At 61.2% G+C, this 18,426-nt stretch carries 16 protein-coding genes; 10 read left to right on the top strand and 6 right to left on the bottom strand.

Annotation, left to right across the window (positions count from 1 at the left end; all coding sequences use genetic code 11):
- Positions 1 to 60 precede the first annotated feature (60 nt).
- From V7650_RS06475 to V7650_RS06460, 4 genes are all read right to left on the bottom strand, one after another.
- The gene (locus V7650_RS06475; RefSeq protein WP_335655438.1) at positions 61 to 1,191 is read right to left on the bottom strand and encodes a serine hydrolase domain-containing protein; all 1,131 of its coding nucleotides are present in this window, start codon (positions 1,189 to 1,191) and stop codon (positions 61 to 63) included.
- 9 nt (positions 1,192 to 1,200) lie between these two features.
- On the bottom strand, positions 1,201 to 3,339 hold the full coding sequence (locus tag V7650_RS06470) for a molybdopterin-containing oxidoreductase family protein (RefSeq protein ID WP_335655437.1): 2,139 nt from the start codon (positions 3,337 to 3,339) through the stop codon (positions 1,201 to 1,203).
- Between the two features lie 127 nt (positions 3,340 to 3,466).
- Entirely contained in the window at positions 3,467 to 6,154 is a 2,688-nt protein-coding gene (gene ppc, locus V7650_RS06465) for a phosphoenolpyruvate carboxylase (protein WP_335655436.1), read from the bottom strand.
- A 55-nt stretch (positions 6,155 to 6,209) separates the two neighbouring features.
- Entirely contained in the window at positions 6,210 to 6,776 is a 567-nt protein-coding gene (locus tag V7650_RS06460; RefSeq protein WP_335655435.1) for an HNH endonuclease, read from the bottom strand.
- Between the two features lie 86 nt (positions 6,777 to 6,862).
- On the opposite strand from V7650_RS06460, the gene gluQRS reads away from it, so the two are divergent.
- From gluQRS to egtD, 5 genes are all read left to right on the top strand, one after another.
- Complete coding sequence (gluQRS, locus tag V7650_RS06455) at positions 6,863 to 7,747, top strand: tRNA glutamyl-Q(34) synthetase GluQRS (RefSeq protein WP_335655434.1); 885 nt, start codon at positions 6,863 to 6,865, stop codon at positions 7,745 to 7,747.
- 15 nt (positions 7,748 to 7,762) lie between these two features.
- Positions 7,763 to 7,993 carry an HIG1 domain-containing protein gene (locus tag V7650_RS06450; RefSeq protein WP_335655433.1) on the top strand — a complete coding sequence of 77 codons (231 nt, stop codon included), beginning with the start codon at positions 7,763 to 7,765 and terminating at the stop codon, positions 7,991 to 7,993.
- Positions 7,994 to 8,005: 12 nt separating this feature from the next.
- Entirely contained in the window at positions 8,006 to 8,584 is a 579-nt protein-coding gene (locus tag V7650_RS06445; RefSeq protein ID WP_335655432.1) for a cob(I)yrinic acid a,c-diamide adenosyltransferase, read from the top strand.
- Positions 8,585 to 8,772: 188 nt separating this feature from the next.
- A complete protein-coding gene (gene egtB / locus V7650_RS06440) occupies positions 8,773 to 9,924 on the top strand; it encodes an ergothioneine biosynthesis protein EgtB (protein WP_335655431.1) in 1,152 nt (383 codons plus the stop codon).
- A gap of 17 nt (positions 9,925 to 9,941) precedes the next feature.
- The gene (egtD, locus tag V7650_RS06435; protein ID WP_335655430.1) at positions 9,942 to 10,901 is read left to right on the top strand and encodes an L-histidine N(alpha)-methyltransferase; all 960 of its coding nucleotides are present in this window, start codon (positions 9,942 to 9,944) and stop codon (positions 10,899 to 10,901) included.
- Here the strand turns inward: egtD and V7650_RS06430 are convergent, their stop codons facing one another.
- Positions 10,902 to 11,999, bottom strand: coding sequence for a DUF1176 domain-containing protein (locus tag V7650_RS06430; RefSeq protein ID WP_335655429.1), 1,098 nt, complete (start codon positions 11,997 to 11,999; stop codon positions 10,902 to 10,904).
- 76 nt (positions 12,000 to 12,075) lie between these two features.
- Here V7650_RS06430 and V7650_RS06425 point away from each other — a divergent pair, with 76 nt between their 5' ends.
- The 5 genes from V7650_RS06425 to V7650_RS06405 all read left to right on the top strand — a co-directional run bounded on the left by V7650_RS06425 (position 12,076) and on the right by V7650_RS06405 (position 17,449).
- Positions 12,076 to 12,945 (top strand): 3-hydroxyacyl-CoA dehydrogenase family protein, encoded by an 870-nt coding sequence (locus V7650_RS06425; RefSeq protein WP_335655428.1) that lies wholly within the window; start codon positions 12,076 to 12,078, stop codon positions 12,943 to 12,945.
- A gap of 94 nt (positions 12,946 to 13,039) precedes the next feature.
- Positions 13,040 to 14,185: an epoxide hydrolase family protein gene (locus V7650_RS06420; protein ID WP_335655427.1), complete on the top strand. Its 1,146-nt coding sequence runs from the start codon at positions 13,040 to 13,042 to the stop codon at positions 14,183 to 14,185.
- Positions 14,186 to 14,191: 6 nt separating this feature from the next.
- Positions 14,192 to 15,112, top strand: a complete 921-nt coding sequence (locus tag V7650_RS06415) for an ABC transporter permease (protein ID WP_335655426.1) — start codon at positions 14,192 to 14,194, stop codon at positions 15,110 to 15,112.
- Between the two features lie 4 nt (positions 15,113 to 15,116).
- On the top strand, positions 15,117 to 15,905 hold the full coding sequence (locus tag V7650_RS06410) for an ABC transporter permease subunit (RefSeq protein ID WP_335655425.1): 789 nt from the start codon (positions 15,117 to 15,119) through the stop codon (positions 15,903 to 15,905).
- Complete coding sequence (locus V7650_RS06405; RefSeq protein WP_335655424.1) at positions 15,902 to 17,449, top strand: ABC transporter ATP-binding protein; 1,548 nt, start codon at positions 15,902 to 15,904, stop codon at positions 17,447 to 17,449. The genes V7650_RS06410 and V7650_RS06405 overlap by 4 nt, the downstream gene beginning before the upstream one ends.
- 57 nt (positions 17,450 to 17,506) lie before the next feature.
- Here V7650_RS06405 and V7650_RS06400 read toward each other — a convergent pair whose 3' ends face one another.
- Positions 17,507 to 18,289 (bottom strand): TorF family putative porin, encoded by a 783-nt coding sequence (locus V7650_RS06400; RefSeq protein ID WP_335655423.1) that lies wholly within the window; start codon positions 18,287 to 18,289, stop codon positions 17,507 to 17,509.
- Between the last annotated feature and the right edge of the window lie 137 nt (positions 18,290 to 18,426).

Below are 18,426 nucleotides of genomic sequence, written 5' to 3'. Positions count from 1 at the left end.
GGCAAAGGAGCCGAAGACGATGCGGCCCAGCTTGGTCCGCCGCCTTTTGAAGCTGCGTCTCTAGCTCGCGGCCCGGACCGCTCCGATCAGGTCGGCCGACCGCATGTCGCCGAGCAGGCCGTCGCCCATCCTGTTCATGACGTAACAATAGGTGGCGCGATTCTCCATGTCGATCAGGATCTGCGAGCCGCCATAGCCGCCCCAGAACATGCTGTTTTCGTTCGGCAACTTCACGACGTCCCCGGTCAGGCCGAAGCCAAGGCCGAATCGCAGCGGCAGGCCCATCAGCACCAGGTCATTGCCTTCGATCTGCAGCTCCAGAGCCTTGCGGCAGCCCGCTTCGGACAGGATGCGTTTGCCCTTGGCGACGCCGCCATTGGCGAGCAGAACGTGGATTTCGGCAACCGAGCGCGCGTTGCCGGTGCCACCGGCCGCCGGGATCTCCGCGCCGCGCCATTCGCGGGTACGGGTGTCGCGCGGGTTTATTGCCGGATTGGTAAAGGTCTTGCGCTGGATGTCATTGGCAGCCGCCTGCGCCGCGCCCGCTTTGGGCGGGATCAGATCGGCAACCCGGTGATCATGTTTTGCATCCAGTCCGATGTGGAAATCGGCTTCCAGCGGCTCGGCAATTTCTTCCCGGAACACCGTGCCCAGCGACTTGCCGGTGATCCGGCGTACCACTTCTCCGACCAGATAGCCCTGGGTGATGGCATGATAGCCGACCTGCGAACCCGGCTCCCACCAGGGCGCCTGAGCTGCGAGCAGCGATGTCGCCTTGTCCCAGTCGTAGAGGTCCTCGCGCGTGATCGGCACTTCCCAGCCGGACAGGCCCGAGGAATGGCTCATCAGTTGGGCAACAGTGACGTCAGCCTTGCCATTCTGGGCAAATTCCGGCCAATATCGTGCAACCGGCGCATCGAAATCGAGTTCGCCGCGGTCGGCGACCAGCAGCGCCGTCAAAGCCGTCATCGTCTTGGTCGTCGAATAGACGTTGACGATCGTGTCGGCCTCCCAGGGCCGTGTCTTCTCTTCGTCTGCCCAGCCACCCCAGATGTCGATGACCGTTTCGCCGTCGATGGTTGCGCAAAAGGATGCTCCGACATCGGCTCCGCTTTTCAGGCTGGCGGCCATGATCTCGCGCACATGCGCAAACCGGTCCTGGCTGGAACCGTGAACCAAATCGACTGTCATGGACTTTCCTTAAGCGGCTGAAACCCTGACCGGTATCGCGCTTTGCAGGGCCTGTCCAGTGATCGGATCGATGTTGCTGTCGTCGGTCAGCAGGCGGTTGGTCGACCCACCCTTGCTCATCACCTCATCCTTGCCCGATTCGCTGTCGCCGAACGCGTGGCTCATCGAGATGACGCCAGACCGAACCTTGTCATCCGCCTTTGCCAGGCCGAAGATCGACGCGGTGGGCGAGGTGATCTCGATGATCGCGCCATCTTCGATCCCGGCGGCGGCGAGGTCGTCCGGGTTGAAATAGGCCGGGTTGGTTGGCATTTTCTCGATCAGCTTCGGGAACGTATGACCATTGCTGTTGTAGCGGTGCTTGGACCGGCGCGAAATCAGGCGGAAATCGAATCCTTCGGTCGCCGGATCATTGGCCGCATATTCGGTCAGCTGCTGCGGCATTGCGCCCGCATTGAGATCGAATTTCTCCTGTGCTTCCGGATCGGCCGGACCGACCACCGGGTGCAGCTCGTCATAGGTGATCGCCGCGCCCTTGCGATCGAGCGCCGCCGCATCGGCCTTGGCCTTGCTGGGCCTCAAAAGAGAGCCTTCGGAAATCAGATCGAGCACGGTGGCCTTGTCGGGACATTCGTCCATCGACACCGGCCCTCCGGGGAAGTTCATTTCGATGCCCATATGCTTGGCCAGCCACCACAGCATTTCATATTCGTCCATCGTGTCGCCGGGCGGCGGCACCATCGCTTCGGTATAATGGGCATAGGCCTCTTCGGTGAAGGCGTCGGAGACATTGTTGATGTCCTCCCGTTCCAGACACATGCTCGGCGCGAGAATCATGTCCGCCCGCTTGGCGCTGGCCGACATCCAGGGATCGACCTGGATGAACAATTCGCACTCATCCAGCGCCCGGCGGACCTTCTGCTGGTCCGGGAAAGCGATTTCCGGATTGCCGCCGATCGAGATCAGCGCCCTGACCTGGCCTTCGCCGGGTGTCAGGATCTCGTCGGCCAGCACATTGCAGGGCATTTCCTTGCCCAGCACGCCGAGGCCCCGGATCCGCGACTGGGCAAAGCCCTCGCCAAAGGTCGGCGTAATCGGTGCGACCTGTGCCTTCTTCGGCAGGCCGCTTAGCGGGTTGAACACCATCGGTGCCGAGACCCGCTCTCCTTCCTGGTTGAAGCGGGCGCAGAGGATGTTGAGCGAGGCCACCAGATATTCGGTGAGCGTTCCGTTGCCGGCCATTTCCGGCCCGGTCCCGGTCACCACCCGGCCCTTGTTGGCGCCGGCGAACATGCGCGCGGCGGCAATCAGCTGGTCCTTGTCGACCCCTGCGCGTTTTGCCGCAATGTCAGGATTCATCGGCCTTACGGAAGCCTCCAATTCTTCCAATCCATCGACATGGGCGGCGACGAAATTCTGGTCGTAAAGCTTCTCTTCCAGGATCACGTGCAGCATGCCGGCGAGCAGGGCCGGGTCCTCGCCCGGTTTGACCGGCAGATAGATGTCCGCCAGCTTGCCCATCTCGCTGACCCGCGGATCGGCGACGATCACTTTCAGCCCGCGCTCCTTGGCATCGCGCAAACCGCGTGAAGGCGACGCGGTCGGCATGCCGCCGGAATAATGCGAGACGATCGGGTTGTTGCCAACGAACATCGCCACATCGGAATCAGCAAAGGCATTGCCGCCGCCCATCCACATGCCGTAGCGCGCGGTGGTGAAGACCTTCGCCGGCTGGTCGACCGTCACGCTGGTATACCAGTTGCGCGAACCGATGCCTTGGGCAAAGGCGTAGGACGTCCCCAGCACGGCGCTGTTCTGGAAGGCGTTGGTGCCGCAATAGACGGCGATGCTGTGGGGACCATGTTCCTCGACCATCTTCTTCATCCGCTCGCCGGCAAGTTTCAGCGCATCCGCGGTGGCGATGTCCCTGAAGCTGCCGTCGGGCTGGCGAATCTTGCTGGTGATCATGCGCTCGGGAAGATTGTGCATGTCCGGAAGCTGGCGGCCCTTGACGCAGGTATAGCCGTGAAACAGATGATCTTCCTTGTCGCCGCGAACGGACAGGATCTTGTCATTGTCCACTTCGACAAGCATCGCACAACTGGCGTGGCAAAAACGGCAAAATGTGCGCTTGGTCTCGACGGTCATGTATCTCTCCTATTTTGCTAGTTGTCTAGGCGACACGGCGATCGTGGGCGACTGACAAAAATGCTCGGAAGGGTCTGGGCCGGTGTCCGCTTCGATTGAAAACGGTTTGGGTCCAAAAGGCCGGAAATCAGCCGCTGTTGCGCAAGGCCGTGGCAATGGCGTTGAGCGACAACTGGATACCTTCGCCAATCCGCGGATCTTCTTCGCCGGCGCGCAGCCGTTTCATCAGCTCGATCTGCAGATGGTTGAGCGGCTCGATATAGGGCAGGCGCAATTCGATGCTGTTGAACAGCGACGGACTTTTCGCCAGCAGATGTGGCTGGTCGGTGATGTCGAGCAATATGTCGCGGGTTTGGAACCAGCCGGAACGGATACGCCCGAAAAAGGCCTGGCCCATTGCCTGGTCTTCAACCAGCTCCGCATAGCGCGCGGCGATGCCCATGTCGGACTTCGCCAGGACCATTTCCATATTGGACAATGTCGCCTGAAAAAACGGCCAGCTCTGAGCCATCTCCTTCAGCTTGGCCTTGTCGTCAAAAGCCGCGAGAGCCTGGCCAACCCCATACCATCCGGGCAGCATCACCCGCGCCTGTGCCCAGCTGAACACCCAGGGAATTGCGCGCAGATCCTCGATCTTGTCGCTTTTCGTTCGGCTCGCCGGGCGTGACCCGATCTTCAGCTTGGCGATCTCGGTCAGCGGCGTCATTTGCCGGAAAAAGGTGCGGAACGCATCGTCGCCATAGACCAGGTCGCGATATTCGGTGAACGCGACTTGCGAGATTTCGTCCATTGCCCCGGCATACTCGGCCTGCATCTTGGGGTCGGTCGAATCGGGCTCCAGCGAGTTGATCAGCACCGCCGAGGTCATCGCTTCCAGATTTGCCTCGGCGCCATCTTCAGTGCCATATTTTGCCGCGATGACTTCGCCTTGTTCGGTGATCCGGATGCGACCGGCGACGGTGCCCTTGGGCTGCGCCTTAATCGCCCCGAAAGCGGAGCCACCGCCGCGACCGACCGCACCCCCGCGTCCGTGGAACAGCTGCATCTTGATCCCCGCTTCGGCAAAAATCGGGGTGAGCGCATCGCTCGCCTTGAACAGGCTCCAGGTCGAGGTCAGATAGCCGCCGTCCTTGTTGCTGTCGGAATAGCCGATCATCACTTCCTGATGGCCCCGCGCCTTGGCCAGCGCGTGCATTTCGGGAAGGGCAAAGAAATCGATCATGACGTCGGGGGCGTTTTCCAGATCGGCCACAGTCTCGAACAGCGGCACGGCCATGATCGGGCAGGCGGGTGCCGGCGCCTCCTCGGTCGGCGCGTGATACAGGCCCGTCTCCATCAGCAGGACATAGACCTCCAATATGTCGGAGACGCTCTCGCCGTTGCTGATATTATAATTGGTGATGACGTCAGGGCCATATTTGCGATGTGCTTCCGCAGCGGCGCGGATGATCGACAATTCCTTTGTCGTTTCGTCGCTGTAGGTGATCCACGGACTCGACAGCGGACGGTTATGGGCCAATTCGGTCCGCAGCCGCTTGACCCGCTCGGTCTCGTCGAGGGCCAGATAGTCCGGTTCGACACCCGCGCGCTTCAGCAGTTCTGCGACCACGCGCTCGTGCACGCGGCTGTTCTGGCGCATGTCGAGCGTGGCGAGATGAAAGCCGAACAGTTCGACCGTGCGGATCAGGCGGCCCAGTGCCCCGGACGTCGCGAAGGCACCCTTGCCGGCTGATTTGAGGCCATGGGCGAGGATCACCAGTTCCTCGCGCAGCTGTTGCGGATTGTCATAGGCCTGGGCGGGAATTGGAGACATCCGGCCCGGTACATGGTCGCAGAGCTTGAGATGGGTCGCCGACAATCTGGCATAGATGCCCGACAAGGCGCGGCGATAGGGTTCGTCCTTGCGGCTCAGCGCATCGTCACCGCTGGCCTCGGCCAGAGCGAGCACCGCATCGGGCACGTCTGCCAGTTCGGTGGAGATGGAAAGCTCTGCGCCCAATGTGTGGATGCACATCAGATAATAGCCGATTACGGTTTCGGCAGCGCGCGACAGCGCCTCTTCCATGGCATGGGCATCAACGAAGGGATTGCCGTCGCGGTCGCCGCCGATCCAGCTGTTCAGCTTGAGGAAGCTGGGCAGACGCGCGCCCAGTATCTGTTCCCATTTCGCGTAGAGCCGTGGCAGTACCGGCAGGAACACATCCTTCATGTAGCTTTGCGAAATCTGCACCTCGTCGGCGACAAACAGCCGCTCCCGGCGCAGGGGCCGGGTCTGCCAGAGCAAGGCGATCTGGCGCAGGATCGCATCGTCGAGCGCGTCACCCTGCGGCGTCTCGATCTTGCCGGCGTCCTTCATCAGCAGCAGTTCGGCGATCCGGGCACGGTGATCGATGATGCTTTTGCGCCTGACCTCGGTCGGGTGGGCGGTCAGCACCGGCGCAATGAGCGCCTCGTCGAGCAGATCGAGAATGGCCTGCCGGTCGACGCCTTCGCTGGCCAGCAGCTCGATAGCCTCGACCACGGTCGCACCCTTTTCGGATGATACGCCCTGCCGATCCTCGGCGAGATTCGCGAGCAGCGAAAACAGCATGAAGCCTCGGACAAAGGCCAGTGTCTCGTCGAGCGTCAGCGCGTCGAGGCCGGGGTCGATCGCATCTCCGTCAGCGACGCCGCGATGCCGGTCGACGCTGGTCGAGCGGATATATTCGGTGCGCCGGTAGAGCTCCTCGCCACCATAGGAACGGATGACGTCGCCGAGCAGCTTGCCCAGATATTTGATGTCGGGATTCTGGCGGACGGTGAGCGATTGGGTCATGCCTGGACGCTGCACTGCGACAACGACAGCGTCAAGAAATTCTGCCCGCCTGGCCTCAGCTTTCGAGCTCGATGTCCCAGTAGAGCCAGTCGTGCCAGGTATCGTGCAGGAAATTGGGCGGGAAGGCCCGGCCATGTTCCTGGAGGTGCCAGCTGGTGGGCTTGATCGGCTGTTTGGCCAGCTGCATGTGCGCTTGTCGGGGTGTCCGTCCACCCTTCTTGAGATTGCAGGGCAGGCAGGCCGTCGCGACATTTTCCCACGTCGTTCGCCCTTTCTGGCGCCGCGGAATGACATGGTCAAAGGTCAGATTGTCGGGCGAGCCGCAATATTGGCATTCGAACTTGTCGCGCAGGAACAGGTTGAAACGGGTGAAGGCTGGATATTCCGAAGGCTTGATATATTTCTTGAGCGCAATCACCGACGGAATCTTCATGTCGAGATTGGGGCTGTGTACTTCGCGCTCGTAGCTCGATATGATATCGACCCGGTCGAGAAACACCGCCTTGATCGCGGTTTGCCAGGGCCACAGGCTGAGCGGATAATAGGACAGAGGCGTATAGTCGGCATTGAGGACGAGCGAGGGACAGCTTTCCGGATGCCTCAGCAGGTCGGGGTGGTACATGCGCTCTGTCTCCCTTGGCCTTTACTGTCCGCTCTTTATGCCTAAGAACATGACATGACTGTGACACAAAGAACAATATCCGGCCGATGACGTCAAGTGCACAATTGAATCGAGATATTGTGGTGCGTTTTGCCCCAAGCCCCAACGGATTGTTGCATCTGGGTCACGCCTATGCCGCGATGGTGGCCCGCGACCTTGCCCGGGACCGCGGCGGGCGGTTCCTGCTGCGGATCGAGGATATCGACGGCGGCCGCAGCCGCAGCGAGTTTGTTGCGGCGATCCTGGAGGACTTGCGCTGGCTCGGCCTCGACTGGGACGGCCCGGTGATATTCCAGTCCGAACGGCTGGAGCGCTACGCGGCAGCGGCGGACCGACTGAAGGCGAAAGGCGTGCTCTATCCCTGCTTCTGCAGCCGGTCGGACCTCCGCCAGATGCAGGAAGCGGGGCCCCAGACCCCGGGGCCGGACGGTCCGGTCTATCCGGGGACCTGCCGGCATCTGGCTCCGGAGCTGGCGCGCAAGCGCGCGCTGACGGAACCGCACAGCTGGCGTCTGGATGTGGCGAGGGCGATGGCGACAACCGGGCCGCTGCAATGGATGGATGATCGCCATGGCCTGCAAGCGGGCCACCCCGAACGGCTGGGGGATGTCATTCTCGTTCCCAAGGAAGCACCGGTGGCCTATCATCTCGCGGTCACGCTCGACGATGCAGGCGACGGCATCACCCATGTCGTGCGGGGCGACGATCTGTTCGCCTCCACCCATGTCCACCGGCTGTTGCAGGCGCTGCTTGACCTGCCGACGCCGGTCTATTTTCACCATCCGCTGCTGCGCGACGAAACCGGCGGAAAGCTATCCAAGAGCCGCAAATCTGCCTCTTTGTCTGTATTGCGGATGGCCGGTGCCAGCGGCTATCAATTGATACAGGATTTGCGGCAGGGTATCTTCCCGGTTGGAATCTCCCTCTCATAGGTTTAAGGTGCTTGCATGAGCTATATTTTGATACTGATGATCATCGCCGCGGCAGCCGCCGTGGTTTACGCCCTGGTTCGCGGGCTGATTGCCTTCGCCAATATGGAGCCGGGAGACGTCGACGCCGACGGCATCACCGCGTCGCATAAGAAGCAGAATGAAATGATGTTTGCCCGCGTCAAATATCAGGCGATTGCGATCGTGCTGGTTGTCCTGTTGCTCGTCCTGGCAGGCGGCCAGAGCTAGAACGCTGACCCGGTGGTAAAGCTCAACAAAATCTACACCCGCACCGGCGATGACGGGACCACGGGCCTGGTCGACGGATCGCGCGTCGGCAAGAACGACCCGCGCATGGCCGCGATCGGCGATGTCGACGAATTGAACAGCGCGCTTGGCGTCGCGATTTGCGAGATATCCGATGATGGAATCGTCGAAGGCCTGCGGTTGATCCAGAACGACCTGTTTGATCTCGGAGCCGATCTCGCAACTCCTGCCGGACCGGACGATGATTTTGCGCCTTCGGAAATGGTGCTGCGGATCGTACCGGCGCAAGTGGAGCGTTTGGAAGGTCAGATCGATGCGGCCACCGCCGAACTGAATCCGCTGACCAGTTTCATTCTGCCCGGCGGCACAAGGGCTGCCGCTGCGGTCCATCTCGTTCGGGCAATTGCCCGGCGGACGGAGCGGACCTGCGTGGCCGCCGGAACCGAGATGGCGCTCAATCCGCAGGCGCTGGCCTATGTCAACCGTCTCTCGGACTATCTGTTCGTGCTTGGACGGGCGCTCAACAACGGCGGCAAGGATGATATCCTCTGGGTTCCAGGGGGATCACGGTAGCATCAAGGTGGCCTTGATCGAAATTTTTGCAACCAATGGGCGCGAATATGCGTTGTTGACCTGAACATTGTTCGCTGTATGTTCTGAAAGAAAACCGAGATCCCACCGGAGTAGGACTGATCGCCAGCCAACCACAAAGCCCCTTTTCGCCTTCGGCTGACGCAGACACCACCCGCCGGGCGAACGATTTGCTCCAGCGCTTCAGGGATGTACGAAGCCATTCGGTCCGTCTTGCCGACGGGCTTAGCGACGCGGATGCAACCGTGCAGTCGATGGACGACGCGTCGCCGACCAAATGGCATCTTGCGCATACCAGCTGGTTTTTTGAAACCTTTCTCCTGCGTGACCATGTCGTGGGCTATGCTGCCTTCAACGACCGCTATGCCTATCTGTTCAACAGCTATTATGAGGCGGAGGGTGAACGGCACGCGCGGCCGGAACGAGGCTTGCTGACCCGGCCTTCGCTCGCGGACATATTCGCCTACCGGACCCATGTCGATGCCGCGATGGTGGATGCGATGGGCAGCTTTGCCGATCCGCAACTCGATCTGGTGGAGCTAGGACTCCACCACGAACAGCAGCATCAGGAACTGCTGCTGACCGATATTCTCCATCTGTTTTCCCGCAATCCGTTGAAGCCGGCTTATGCAGAGGACCGTCCGGAAGCAGGCGCTCCCGCGTCCCCGGTGCAATGGATCGAAGGGCCGACCGGTCTTCACAGTATGGGTCATGACGGCGATGCATTTGCGTTCGATTGCGAAGGGCCCCGCCACGACGTGCTGCTGCACCCCCATGCTCTGGCGGACCGGCCTGTCAGCAACGGCGAATGGCTCGAATTCATCGAAGGAGGCGGATATCGCGACCCGGCACACTGGCTTTCGGACGGCTGGGCATGGGTTCAGGACCAGCGGGTTGACGCCCCCCTGTACTGGAACCGGGAATCCGGAACTTGGATGGAATTTGGTCTGGCGGGCAATCATGCCCTGGATCGATCCGCACCGGTCAAGCACATCAGTCTCTACGAAGCTGATGCCTATGCCGCCTGGGCGGGCGCACGCCTGCCGACCGAAGCGGAATGGGAGGTGGCGGCTGGTCGGGTTTTGCCGAACAGCGGCCATGTCTGGGAATGGACCGGCAGCGCCTATCGCCCCTATCCGGGCTTCAGGCCCGCCACCGGAGCGGTGGGGGAATATAACGGCAAGTTCATGTCCGGCCAGTTTGTCCTGAAAGGCGGCAGTGTTGCCACGTCGCCCGGCCATATGCGGCCAAGCTATCGCAATTTTTTCTACCCCCATCAGCGCTGGCAGTTCACCGGTCTGCGCCTCGCCAAAGACTTATAGAATCAAGGATTACCGTCATGGATATGACCACCAGCATCGTTGACCATACCTTCCGCAAGGATGTGCGCCGGTGCTTTGACGAGCAGGCTTACGCGATCCCCGCGCGCTGGCTGTACGACCGCAGGGGCTCGGAACTGTTCGAGGATATCACCGAATTGCCGGAATATTATCCCACCCGAACGGAAACCGGATTGCTGCTGGACCATGGGTCTGACTTTGCCAGTGCCATTGGCAAGGGCCGGGCAGTGATCGAATTCGGTTCGGGCAGCTCGGTCAAGACCCCCCATCTCCTGCGCGCGATCGATCCGGCCGCCTATGTACCGATCGATATCTCCGGCGAGTTTCTGGAACATAGCGCGGCGATGCTGCAGGACGATTTTCCGGACCTGCCGGTTCATCCGGTCGAAGCCGATTTCATGCGGCGCGTCCAGCTGCCCGATGCGGTGGCGGAACTGCCCAAGCTGGGTTTCTTCCCAGGTTCCACGATCGGCAACATGATTGCGCGGAGTTCCGTTGATCTGCTGCGTTCCATGCGCGAAACACTGGGCATCGGATCCCAGCTGCTGATCGGCATGGACCGGGTCAAGGACAGGCAGGTGCTGTTGGATGCCTATGACGACAGCGCCGGGGTGACCGCCCAATTTTCACTCAATCTGCTCGACCGGATCAACCGCGAACTCGACGGCGATATTCCCGTCGGAAAATTCCGCCATGTGGCGGTGTGGAATGACGATTATGCGCGGGTGGAAATCTATCTCGAGGCGCAAGATGACGTGACCTTCTCGATCGACGGGACCTCGCACAGCCTTGCTGCAGGTCAGCGCATCCATATCGAGAACAGCCACAAGTTCGGCTTGCGCGATGCCCGGCTGATGCTGCGGGCCGGTGGCTGGACACCGCTGGAAGACTGGAGCGACGAAAGGGACTATTTCACCCTGATCCTCGCAGAGGCACATCCCTACAAACATGCCCCCTGATCAGTCGCTGGCCGATCGGGCCTCTTCCGTCTTGCGGTAATTCGCTCGCCAGATGGTGATCCATTCATGGGCACCACGGCATTCCGACATCGCACTGGCTTCGATCAGGCGGAACATGTCGCCGTCCCAGACATAATTTTCGGCTTTGCCGCAATCGCCGAGGCCACGCCCCTTGCCATAGCTGCTCAGCGTCTGGTTCTGTTCGTCCCAGCCGGCATTGACGAGCAGTGGATCCGTGCCTTCGCCGCCCCAGCTGGGCTGGCGGTCAAATTTCGCCGGCGTGAAGGTCCAGCCACTGGTGGCCCGTGCATTTGCAACATATTCCCCGATATAGGGAGCGCTGGAAAAATTATAGGCTCCGGCGCCACAGGAAATCAGCACCAGCGCCCGAAACCGGTTGCCGCGCTTGCCGAGCGGAAAAACCTGATCCTCGACAACTCCGTACCGTTCGTCCCTGCACCGGGACTCCTCGGCAAGAGCGACAATATCGGCAATCTCGGGTTCCAGCTCGGCCGCATCCCAAGGGTCGGTGGAGATCGTGGGAATGGTCGCCTGTGCGTGCCGAAAGGGCCGAGATCCCTTCGCGACCAGCGCCGTCCGGGTGCCGGCTCGACCTTGCTGCTCATCGATATAGCGCAAGGCGGCTGACGAACCGGCCAGGGATATTTGAGAGATGGTCGCGCCATCCGGTGCCTGCAGGCGAAGGTTGCTACCCTTGATGATGGCTTGCAAAACCTTTCGCGCATCCGCGCCTACGATCTCGATCGGATAGTCGCCCTCGACCACTGGGCCGGTATCAACCAGCCGGCCGTCGACAAACATCCGATAGCGATCAATATTTTCCGCGGGGACGGCGGCGCGAATGCGAAGCATTTCGTCGCTGCCCGCGGTGCGGATGATCGAGATCGGACCGTGCAGGTCGTCAAACGGGGTCCCCGTCTCTTCGGGTATCAACGATACGGCGCGACATATGCCGCCATTGTCGCAGCCGACGGCCCAGTCCTTGAAGGTGCGGACTTCGCCCGGCTGTGCGGCCGGCGTAGCGGTGGCAGCGGCGAGCGTGGCAAAGGCGCCAATGATGAAACTGACAGCAGACATAATTGCAATCTAGCCAGTTTGCGAGACAATCGCTAGTGGCATGTTAAATCATCAAGAATTGCGGGAAAGGAATAGAATGAAAGCAGTTGGCATTATCGGATCGGGGCAAATGGGTGCCGGTATCGCTCAGGTTTCAGCACAGGCTGGCTATCATGTCTATCTGTCCGACGTCAGCATGGAGATCGCGGAACGCAGCAAGGCGGGCATTGCCAAGCAGCTGGCCCGGCTGGTGGACAAGGATAAGATCGAGCAACAGGCCGCCGACACCGCGCTGGGCCGGATCGAACCGATCGTCCAGCTCGACCCGATGGCCAATGCCGACATCATCATCGAAGCCGCCACCGAACGGGAAGAGGTGAAGCGCCAGATATTTGCCGCCGCTTCGGAAGTTCTCGGCCACCAGGCGATCCTGGCCAGCAACACCTCGTCAATCTCGATCACCCGGCTCGCGCAGGCGGTCAAGGATCCGTCCCGCTTTGTCGGCGTGCATTTCTTCAATCCGGTGCCGCTGATGGGCCTCGTGGAAGTCATCCGCGGACTGGCGACCAGTGACCAGACCGCGGCGATGGCCAGCGATTTTGCCAAGGCCGTCGGCAAGACACCGGTCATGGCAAAGGATTCACCCTGCTTCGTCGTCAACCGCATCCTGCTGCCAATGCTCAACGAAGCATTTTTCGCACTCGGAGAAGGCACGGCGTCGATGGAGGATATTGACCGTGGCGTACAACTGGGCCTCGGGCACCCGATGGGCCCGATCACCCTGGCCGATCTGATCGGACTCGATACTCTGCTTGAAATCTTGCGGGTGCTGCAAAATGATTTCGGCGATCCCAAATATCGCCCGGCACCGATCCTGTGCAAATATGTCGAGGCCGGCTGGCTGGGCCGCAAGACGGGCAAGGGTTTTTATGATTATTCGGGCGAAGTGCCTGTTCCGACGATGTAGTGGCGGCCCCAGTCATGCCGAGCTGTTTCGGAAGTTGGCCGGAATGATTACCTGTCCTGCAAGGCCAGGACGAACCGAGAGAGGATGATCGGCTGTGAGCGACGAAATCAGGGACTTTAGAATCGATATTCCGAAGACCGCACTGGATGATCTGGATATCAGGCTGCGGCACGTGCGCTGGCCTGATCCCGAACCGGTCGAGGACTGGTCGCAAGGTATCCCGCTGGATTATGTCAAGACCATCGTCGATCACTGGCGGACCAGCTATGACTGGAAACGCTGCCAGGATGCACTCAACCAATATCCGCACCATCTGACCGAAATTGACGGGGTGGATATCCATTTCATGCATATCCGTTCGCCGGAAGCGGAGGCCCGCCCCCTTATCATGACCCACGGCTGGCCGGGATCGATTGTCGAGTTCATGGATGTCATCGGCCCGCTGACCGATCCGGTGGCGCATGGCGGGGAGGCAAAGGACGCCTATCATCTGGTGGTACCTTCACTCCCTGGATACGGTTTCTCTGGCAAGCCGACGACAACCGGCTGGGGCATTGAAAAAATTGCCACCGCGTGGGACACGCTGATGACACGGCTGGGCTATGACCGCTATTTTGCCCAGGGCGGCGACTGGGGCGGGATGGTGACCTCGGTCATCGGCGCGCAGAATCTTGGACATTGTGCCGGCATCCACGTCAATCTGGTCATCGTCGGCCCACCCTCTGCAGAGATCATGAACAATCCTACAGCGGAAGAGCAGGCCTCGCTCGAGCATTTCGCGGTCTACCAGTCGCAGGGCGCGGGCTATGCCGAAATTCAGCGGACCCGGCCGCAGACGCTTGGCTACGGCCTTGCGGATTCGCCGGTCGGGCAGATGGCCTGGATCATGGAGAAATTCCAGGGCTGGGCGGACGACGCCAAGGCGCCGGACGACAATTTCGACTGCGATCATCTGCTCGACAATGTGATGATCTACTGGCTTAACAATGCCGGGGCATCCTCGGCGCGGCTCTATCGCGAAAGTTTTGGTGCTCCCAATATCGACCCGGTAGAGATTCCGTCGGGATGCAGCATCTTCCCCAACGAGATCATCACCCCGTCGCGCCGCTGGGCCGAGCAACGGTTCAAGGATCTGCGCCACTGGGGCGAGGCGGAACGCGGCGGCCATTTCGCAGCGATGGAAGTACCGGATCTTTTCCTGGCCGAAGTGCGGAACTGTTTCGCCGCGATGCAACTCTAGCGACACGTGCTCGCCCTGATCACACGGCGGCTGATGACGGCAATCCCGACGCTGCTGGTGATCATATTGGCGTCCTTCTTCCTAATGCGTCTGGCACCCGGCGGGCCCTTCGACGGAGAGCGCCCGCTTGATCCCGAAACCCAAGCGGCGTTGCAGAGGGCTTATGGTCTGGACCAGCCCCTGTGGCAGCAGGCCTGGCTCTACCTGTCGCGGCTGGTGCAGGGCGATTTCGGTCCCTCGCTGGTCTACCGCGATTTCACCGTATCCGAACTGATCGCGCAGGGCCTGCCGATATCGCTTGCGCTCGGCGGTCTGGCGATCGTCCTGGCGCTGCTGATTGGGCTGACCGGCGGGCTGTTCGCGGCGGTGCGGGCGGGAAAGGCCGCAGACAAGGCCATCATGATGGCCGCGACGGTCGCGACCGCCTTGCCGACCTTTGTCACCGGACCCGCGCTGGCGCTGTTTCTCGGCCTGTGGCTGGGCCTACTGCCTGTCTCGGGGACAGGGGAGGGCGTGACATGGCTGATCATGCCGGTGGTGGCGCTGGCGCTGCCGGTCTCGGGTGCGATCGCCAAGCTGACCCGGGCGGGACTGGCCAGCGTGCTCCGGCAGGATCATATCCGCACGGCCCGGGCGCGCGGGCTCCCGGAAATGAAAATAATCCTGAAACATGGCCTTAGGCCTGCGCTGGTGCCAGTGGCGAGCTATCTGGGTCCGGCCGCCGCGGGGCTGTTGACCGGTGCGGTCGTGGTGGAGACCGTGTTCGGTTTGCCCGGCCTGGGGCGCTATTTCGTCCAGGGCGCGCTCAACCGCGACTATCCGCTCGTGCTCGGCGTGGTCACGCTTTATGCTGCGCTGATCATCCTCTTCAATCTGTTTGCCGATCTGATCTACGGCTGGCTCGATCCCAGAATGCGGGAAGGGTAAGGGGGTGCTGAAGCGCCATCTTCCCCTGTGGCTCGTCCTGGCGATCGTCGCGCTGGCTGTTTTTCTTCCGTCGGTGCTGGCTTGGAACTTCGACCAGATCGACTGGAATGCCGTCCGCGCGCCGGCCTTCACCGGTTCCCATGTGTTCGGCACCGACGAAATCGGCCGCGACCGGCTGGCGCGGCTGGCGGCGGGGACGCGGATCACTTTGATGGTTGCTGTAGCCGCTGCGCTGGTATCGCTGATCGTCGGCATCGCTTGGGGCGCCACCGCCGGCTGGATCGGCGGACGGACCGACGAAGCGATGATGCGGATCGTCGACGGACTCTATGCGCTGCCCTTCATGTTCATCGTCATCCTGTTGATGGTGGTGTTCGGGCGGTCGATTCTGCTGGTCTTTGTCGGCATCGGCCTGGTCGAATGGCTGACCATGGCGCGGGTGGTGCGGGGACAGGTGATGGCGCTCAAACAGCGGCCCTTCATTCTGGCCGCCGAGGCGGCGGGAACGTCTTCCCCGACGATCATCCTGCGCCATGTCCTGCCCAACATCGCCGGTGTCGCGCTCGCCTATCTGATGCTGACGGTGCCGCAGGTGGTGATGGTCGAGAGCTTTCTCTCCTTTCTCGGGCTGGGTGTCCAAGAACCGCTGACATCGCTCGGCATCCTGGTGAAGGAAGGGGCAGACGACATGGACATGACGCCGCTCGGCCTGGCGCTCCCGGGCGGGCTGCTGGTGCTGATCCTGGTCTGCCTGACCATCGAGGGCGAACGGTTGCGAGATCGCTATTCATGAGCCTTTATGAAATCCACAACATGTCGGTCAGCATTGGCGGCAAGCGGCTGGTTGAGGAGGTCAGCCTGACCGTCGAGAAAGGCCGATGTACCGCCCTGATCGGTGCATCCGGCTCGGGCAAGAGCCTGACCTGCCTGTCGCCTTTCGGCCTGACAGCCGGAACGGTTTCCGGCTCGATAATTCTGGACGGGATTGATCTTGCTGGGGGTGGTTCTGTCGCCATCCGCGATGCCCGCCGCCGGCTGGCCGGATTTGTCTTCCAGCAGCCGCTAACCGCGCTTACTCCGCATCTCACTGTCGGTGCCCAGTTGCAGGAAGCGACGATGCAGGTGGGCGCCGCCCGGCCATCGCGCCGGGCGCTCGCCCGCCAGCTGGAAAAGGTGGGGCTGTCCCGCGCCGACGAGCGGCTCGACCAGTTTCCGCATCGTCTGTCCGGGGGCGAACGGCAGCGTGTGATGATCGCGGCGGCAATTGCCCATGGCCCCAAATTGCTGGTCGCCGACGAACCAACCAGTGCACTGGACGCCTCGCTGCGCGGAGAGATCATGGTCTTGCTCGACCAGTTGCGCGCCGAGCAGGGCCTGGGGTTGCTTCTGGTGAGCCATGATCTGGCATCGGTTGCGGGACATGCCGATCAGCTGGTGGTCATGGAACAGGGGCGGGTGGTTGAAAGCGGTCCGGCAGGTGCGGTGATCGCCAATCCCGGGGAAGATTATACCAAGCGGCTGATCGCGGCCACGCCGCGTCTCAATGAGCCGAGACCGGAACTTTCCCGGCCCGGTGACATTTTGCTCGAAACCAGAGCCCTCGGCGTCGCGTTCTCGCGGCCTGGCTGGCGCCGGGGCAAGATGGTCGCGCTGGCAGATGCCAGCATCATGCTGCGGCAGGGCGAATCGCTGGCGATTGTCGGTGGGTCCGGGTCGGGAAAATCTACTTTGGGTCGTGCAATCGCCGGCATTGGTCCCGTCACGGAAGGCGAAATCCTGTGGGAAGGGGCGATGCTGCCGGAACGGGGCAAGCGAAGTCTGGCCATGCGCCGGCTGATCCAGCCGGTATTCCAGGACCCGGTCGCCAGTCTTGATCCGCAGTGGGGGGTGGAGGACATCGTGACCGAGCCGCTGCGCAGTCTGTGTCCAGAATTGACCAGCGCCGACCGCCATGAAAGATCCCGGCAGATTCTGGCGGATGTCGAGTTGACGCATGATTACTCGACCCGTCTTCCGGCCAGCCTTTCCGGTGGTCAGGCGCAGCGCGTGGCAATCGCGCGCGCGATCATCGCATCACCCCGATTGCTGGTGCTGGATGAAGCCACGTCTGCACTGGACCCGGTGGCTGGATCGGAAATCCTGAGGCTGTTGCACCGGCTACAGGGCGAATATGGATTGAGCCTCTTGTTCATCACCCACGATATCGCGGCGGCGCGGCGATTGTGCCATCGTATTGCGGTGATGGAAGAGGGGAGGATCGTCGATACCGGTCCTATGCAGGATGTGCTGGACCATCCCCGCCATCCGACCACCCGCAAGCTGATCGCAGCCAGTTAAAAAAAGGGCCACCCGCTTGGCGGAATGGCCCTTTTTTTCAGCGCGGTTTCGGTGAATTTAGAACGAAACGCCGAGGGTGAAGACAAAGGCAGAGTCAGTGAAGTCCTTCTGTGCCGGAGAATCGTCGGTATCGGTATAGGCCACTCCGAGCGTCAGGTTTTCGGTGATGGCATAATCAACACCTACGGACCAATCGACGTAATTATTGTCGGTACCCTGCAGCGTGCTCAGGAAGCTGTTGCCGTCCGAATAGCCGAGATGCCCATTGATCGTGAGCGGCGTATTGGGAATGCCTGCGCTCAGGTCCGTGTAGACATAGATATTGTCTTGGTTCGCCAGAGCGCTTTGTCCGCTCCAGGCATAGGCGGCACCCACTGTGGCTTCGACCGGACCCAAGGTTGCGGAAATGGAGGCATAAGGTTCAAAAAAGTCGGTCGCGCCGCCGCCCACACCGCCGGCGTCAGGATAGAAATAATAGAGCAGTCCCACGTCTGCGGAAATGCCAGATGCGATCTCGCCCGACCAGCCACCGTAAACATCGATTTCGGTGCCGCCGGCAAAGTTGATCGAAGATCCCCATGTTCCGATATAGAAGCCGCTTTCATGGCCGACATCGATACCGCCCTGGATGGCGACGTCACCGCCCGATTGCGCGAGACCGCGAAAGCGATAATCGGACGTGACCGCCGCGTTTCCGGAAATCGTGAAGGCGCTGGCGGATTCCGCCACTTCATCCTGAGCGAATGCTGGAGCGGCCGTTGTAGCCAACAAGATGGCCGAGAGGCCGACGATGGTTGATTTGGCTTTTGTGCCAAGAATATTTTTACTGGACGTGCGCATGGAAATCCCTTTCTCGTTGATGCGTATCGCCCCTCCTGATTTTGTTTCGGCTGTCTTTTTATTGCGCCAGATGCCCCGAACGCGAACAGTCTCTAAACATGCACAGGAAAGCTGCTCTATAATATTGCGCTGCACAA

This window comes from Parasphingorhabdus sp. (assembly GCF_036964565.1).
Lineage (GTDB): Bacteria > Pseudomonadota > Alphaproteobacteria > Sphingomonadales > Sphingomonadaceae > Parasphingorhabdus.
Note: the sequence above shows the minus strand (reverse complement) of the source record. Positions and strands in the feature narration are given on the sequence as shown.

Coding starts and splice junctions, on each gene's coding strand:
- V7650_RS06475 (WP_335655438.1), bottom strand. CDS start 1,191: ATGACAGTCGATTTGGTTCACGGTTCCAGCCAGGACCGGTTTGCGCAT.
- V7650_RS06470 (WP_335655437.1), bottom strand. CDS start 3,339: ATGACCGTCGAGACCAAGCGCACATTTTGCCGTTTTTGCCACGCCAGT.
- ppc (WP_335655436.1), bottom strand. CDS start 6,154: ATGACCCAATCGCTCACCGTCCGCCAGAATCCCGACATCAAATATCTG.
- V7650_RS06460 (WP_335655435.1), bottom strand. CDS start 6,776: ATGTACCACCCCGACCTGCTGAGGCATCCGGAAAGCTGTCCCTCGCTC.
- gluQRS (WP_335655434.1), top strand. CDS start 6,863: ATGACGTCAAGTGCACAATTGAATCGAGATATTGTGGTGCGTTTTGCC.
- V7650_RS06450 (WP_335655433.1), top strand. CDS start 7,763: ATGAGCTATATTTTGATACTGATGATCATCGCCGCGGCAGCCGCCGTG.
- egtD (WP_335655430.1), top strand. CDS start 9,942: ATGGATATGACCACCAGCATCGTTGACCATACCTTCCGCAAGGATGTG.
- V7650_RS06430 (WP_335655429.1), bottom strand. CDS start 11,999: ATGTCTGCTGTCAGTTTCATCATTGGCGCCTTTGCCACGCTCGCCGCT.
- V7650_RS06425 (WP_335655428.1), top strand. CDS start 12,076: ATGAAAGCAGTTGGCATTATCGGATCGGGGCAAATGGGTGCCGGTATC.
- V7650_RS06405 (WP_335655424.1), top strand. CDS start 15,902: ATGAGCCTTTATGAAATCCACAACATGTCGGTCAGCATTGGCGGCAAG.
- V7650_RS06400 (WP_335655423.1), bottom strand. CDS start 18,289: ATGCGCACGTCCAGTAAAAATATTCTTGGCACAAAAGCCAAATCAACC.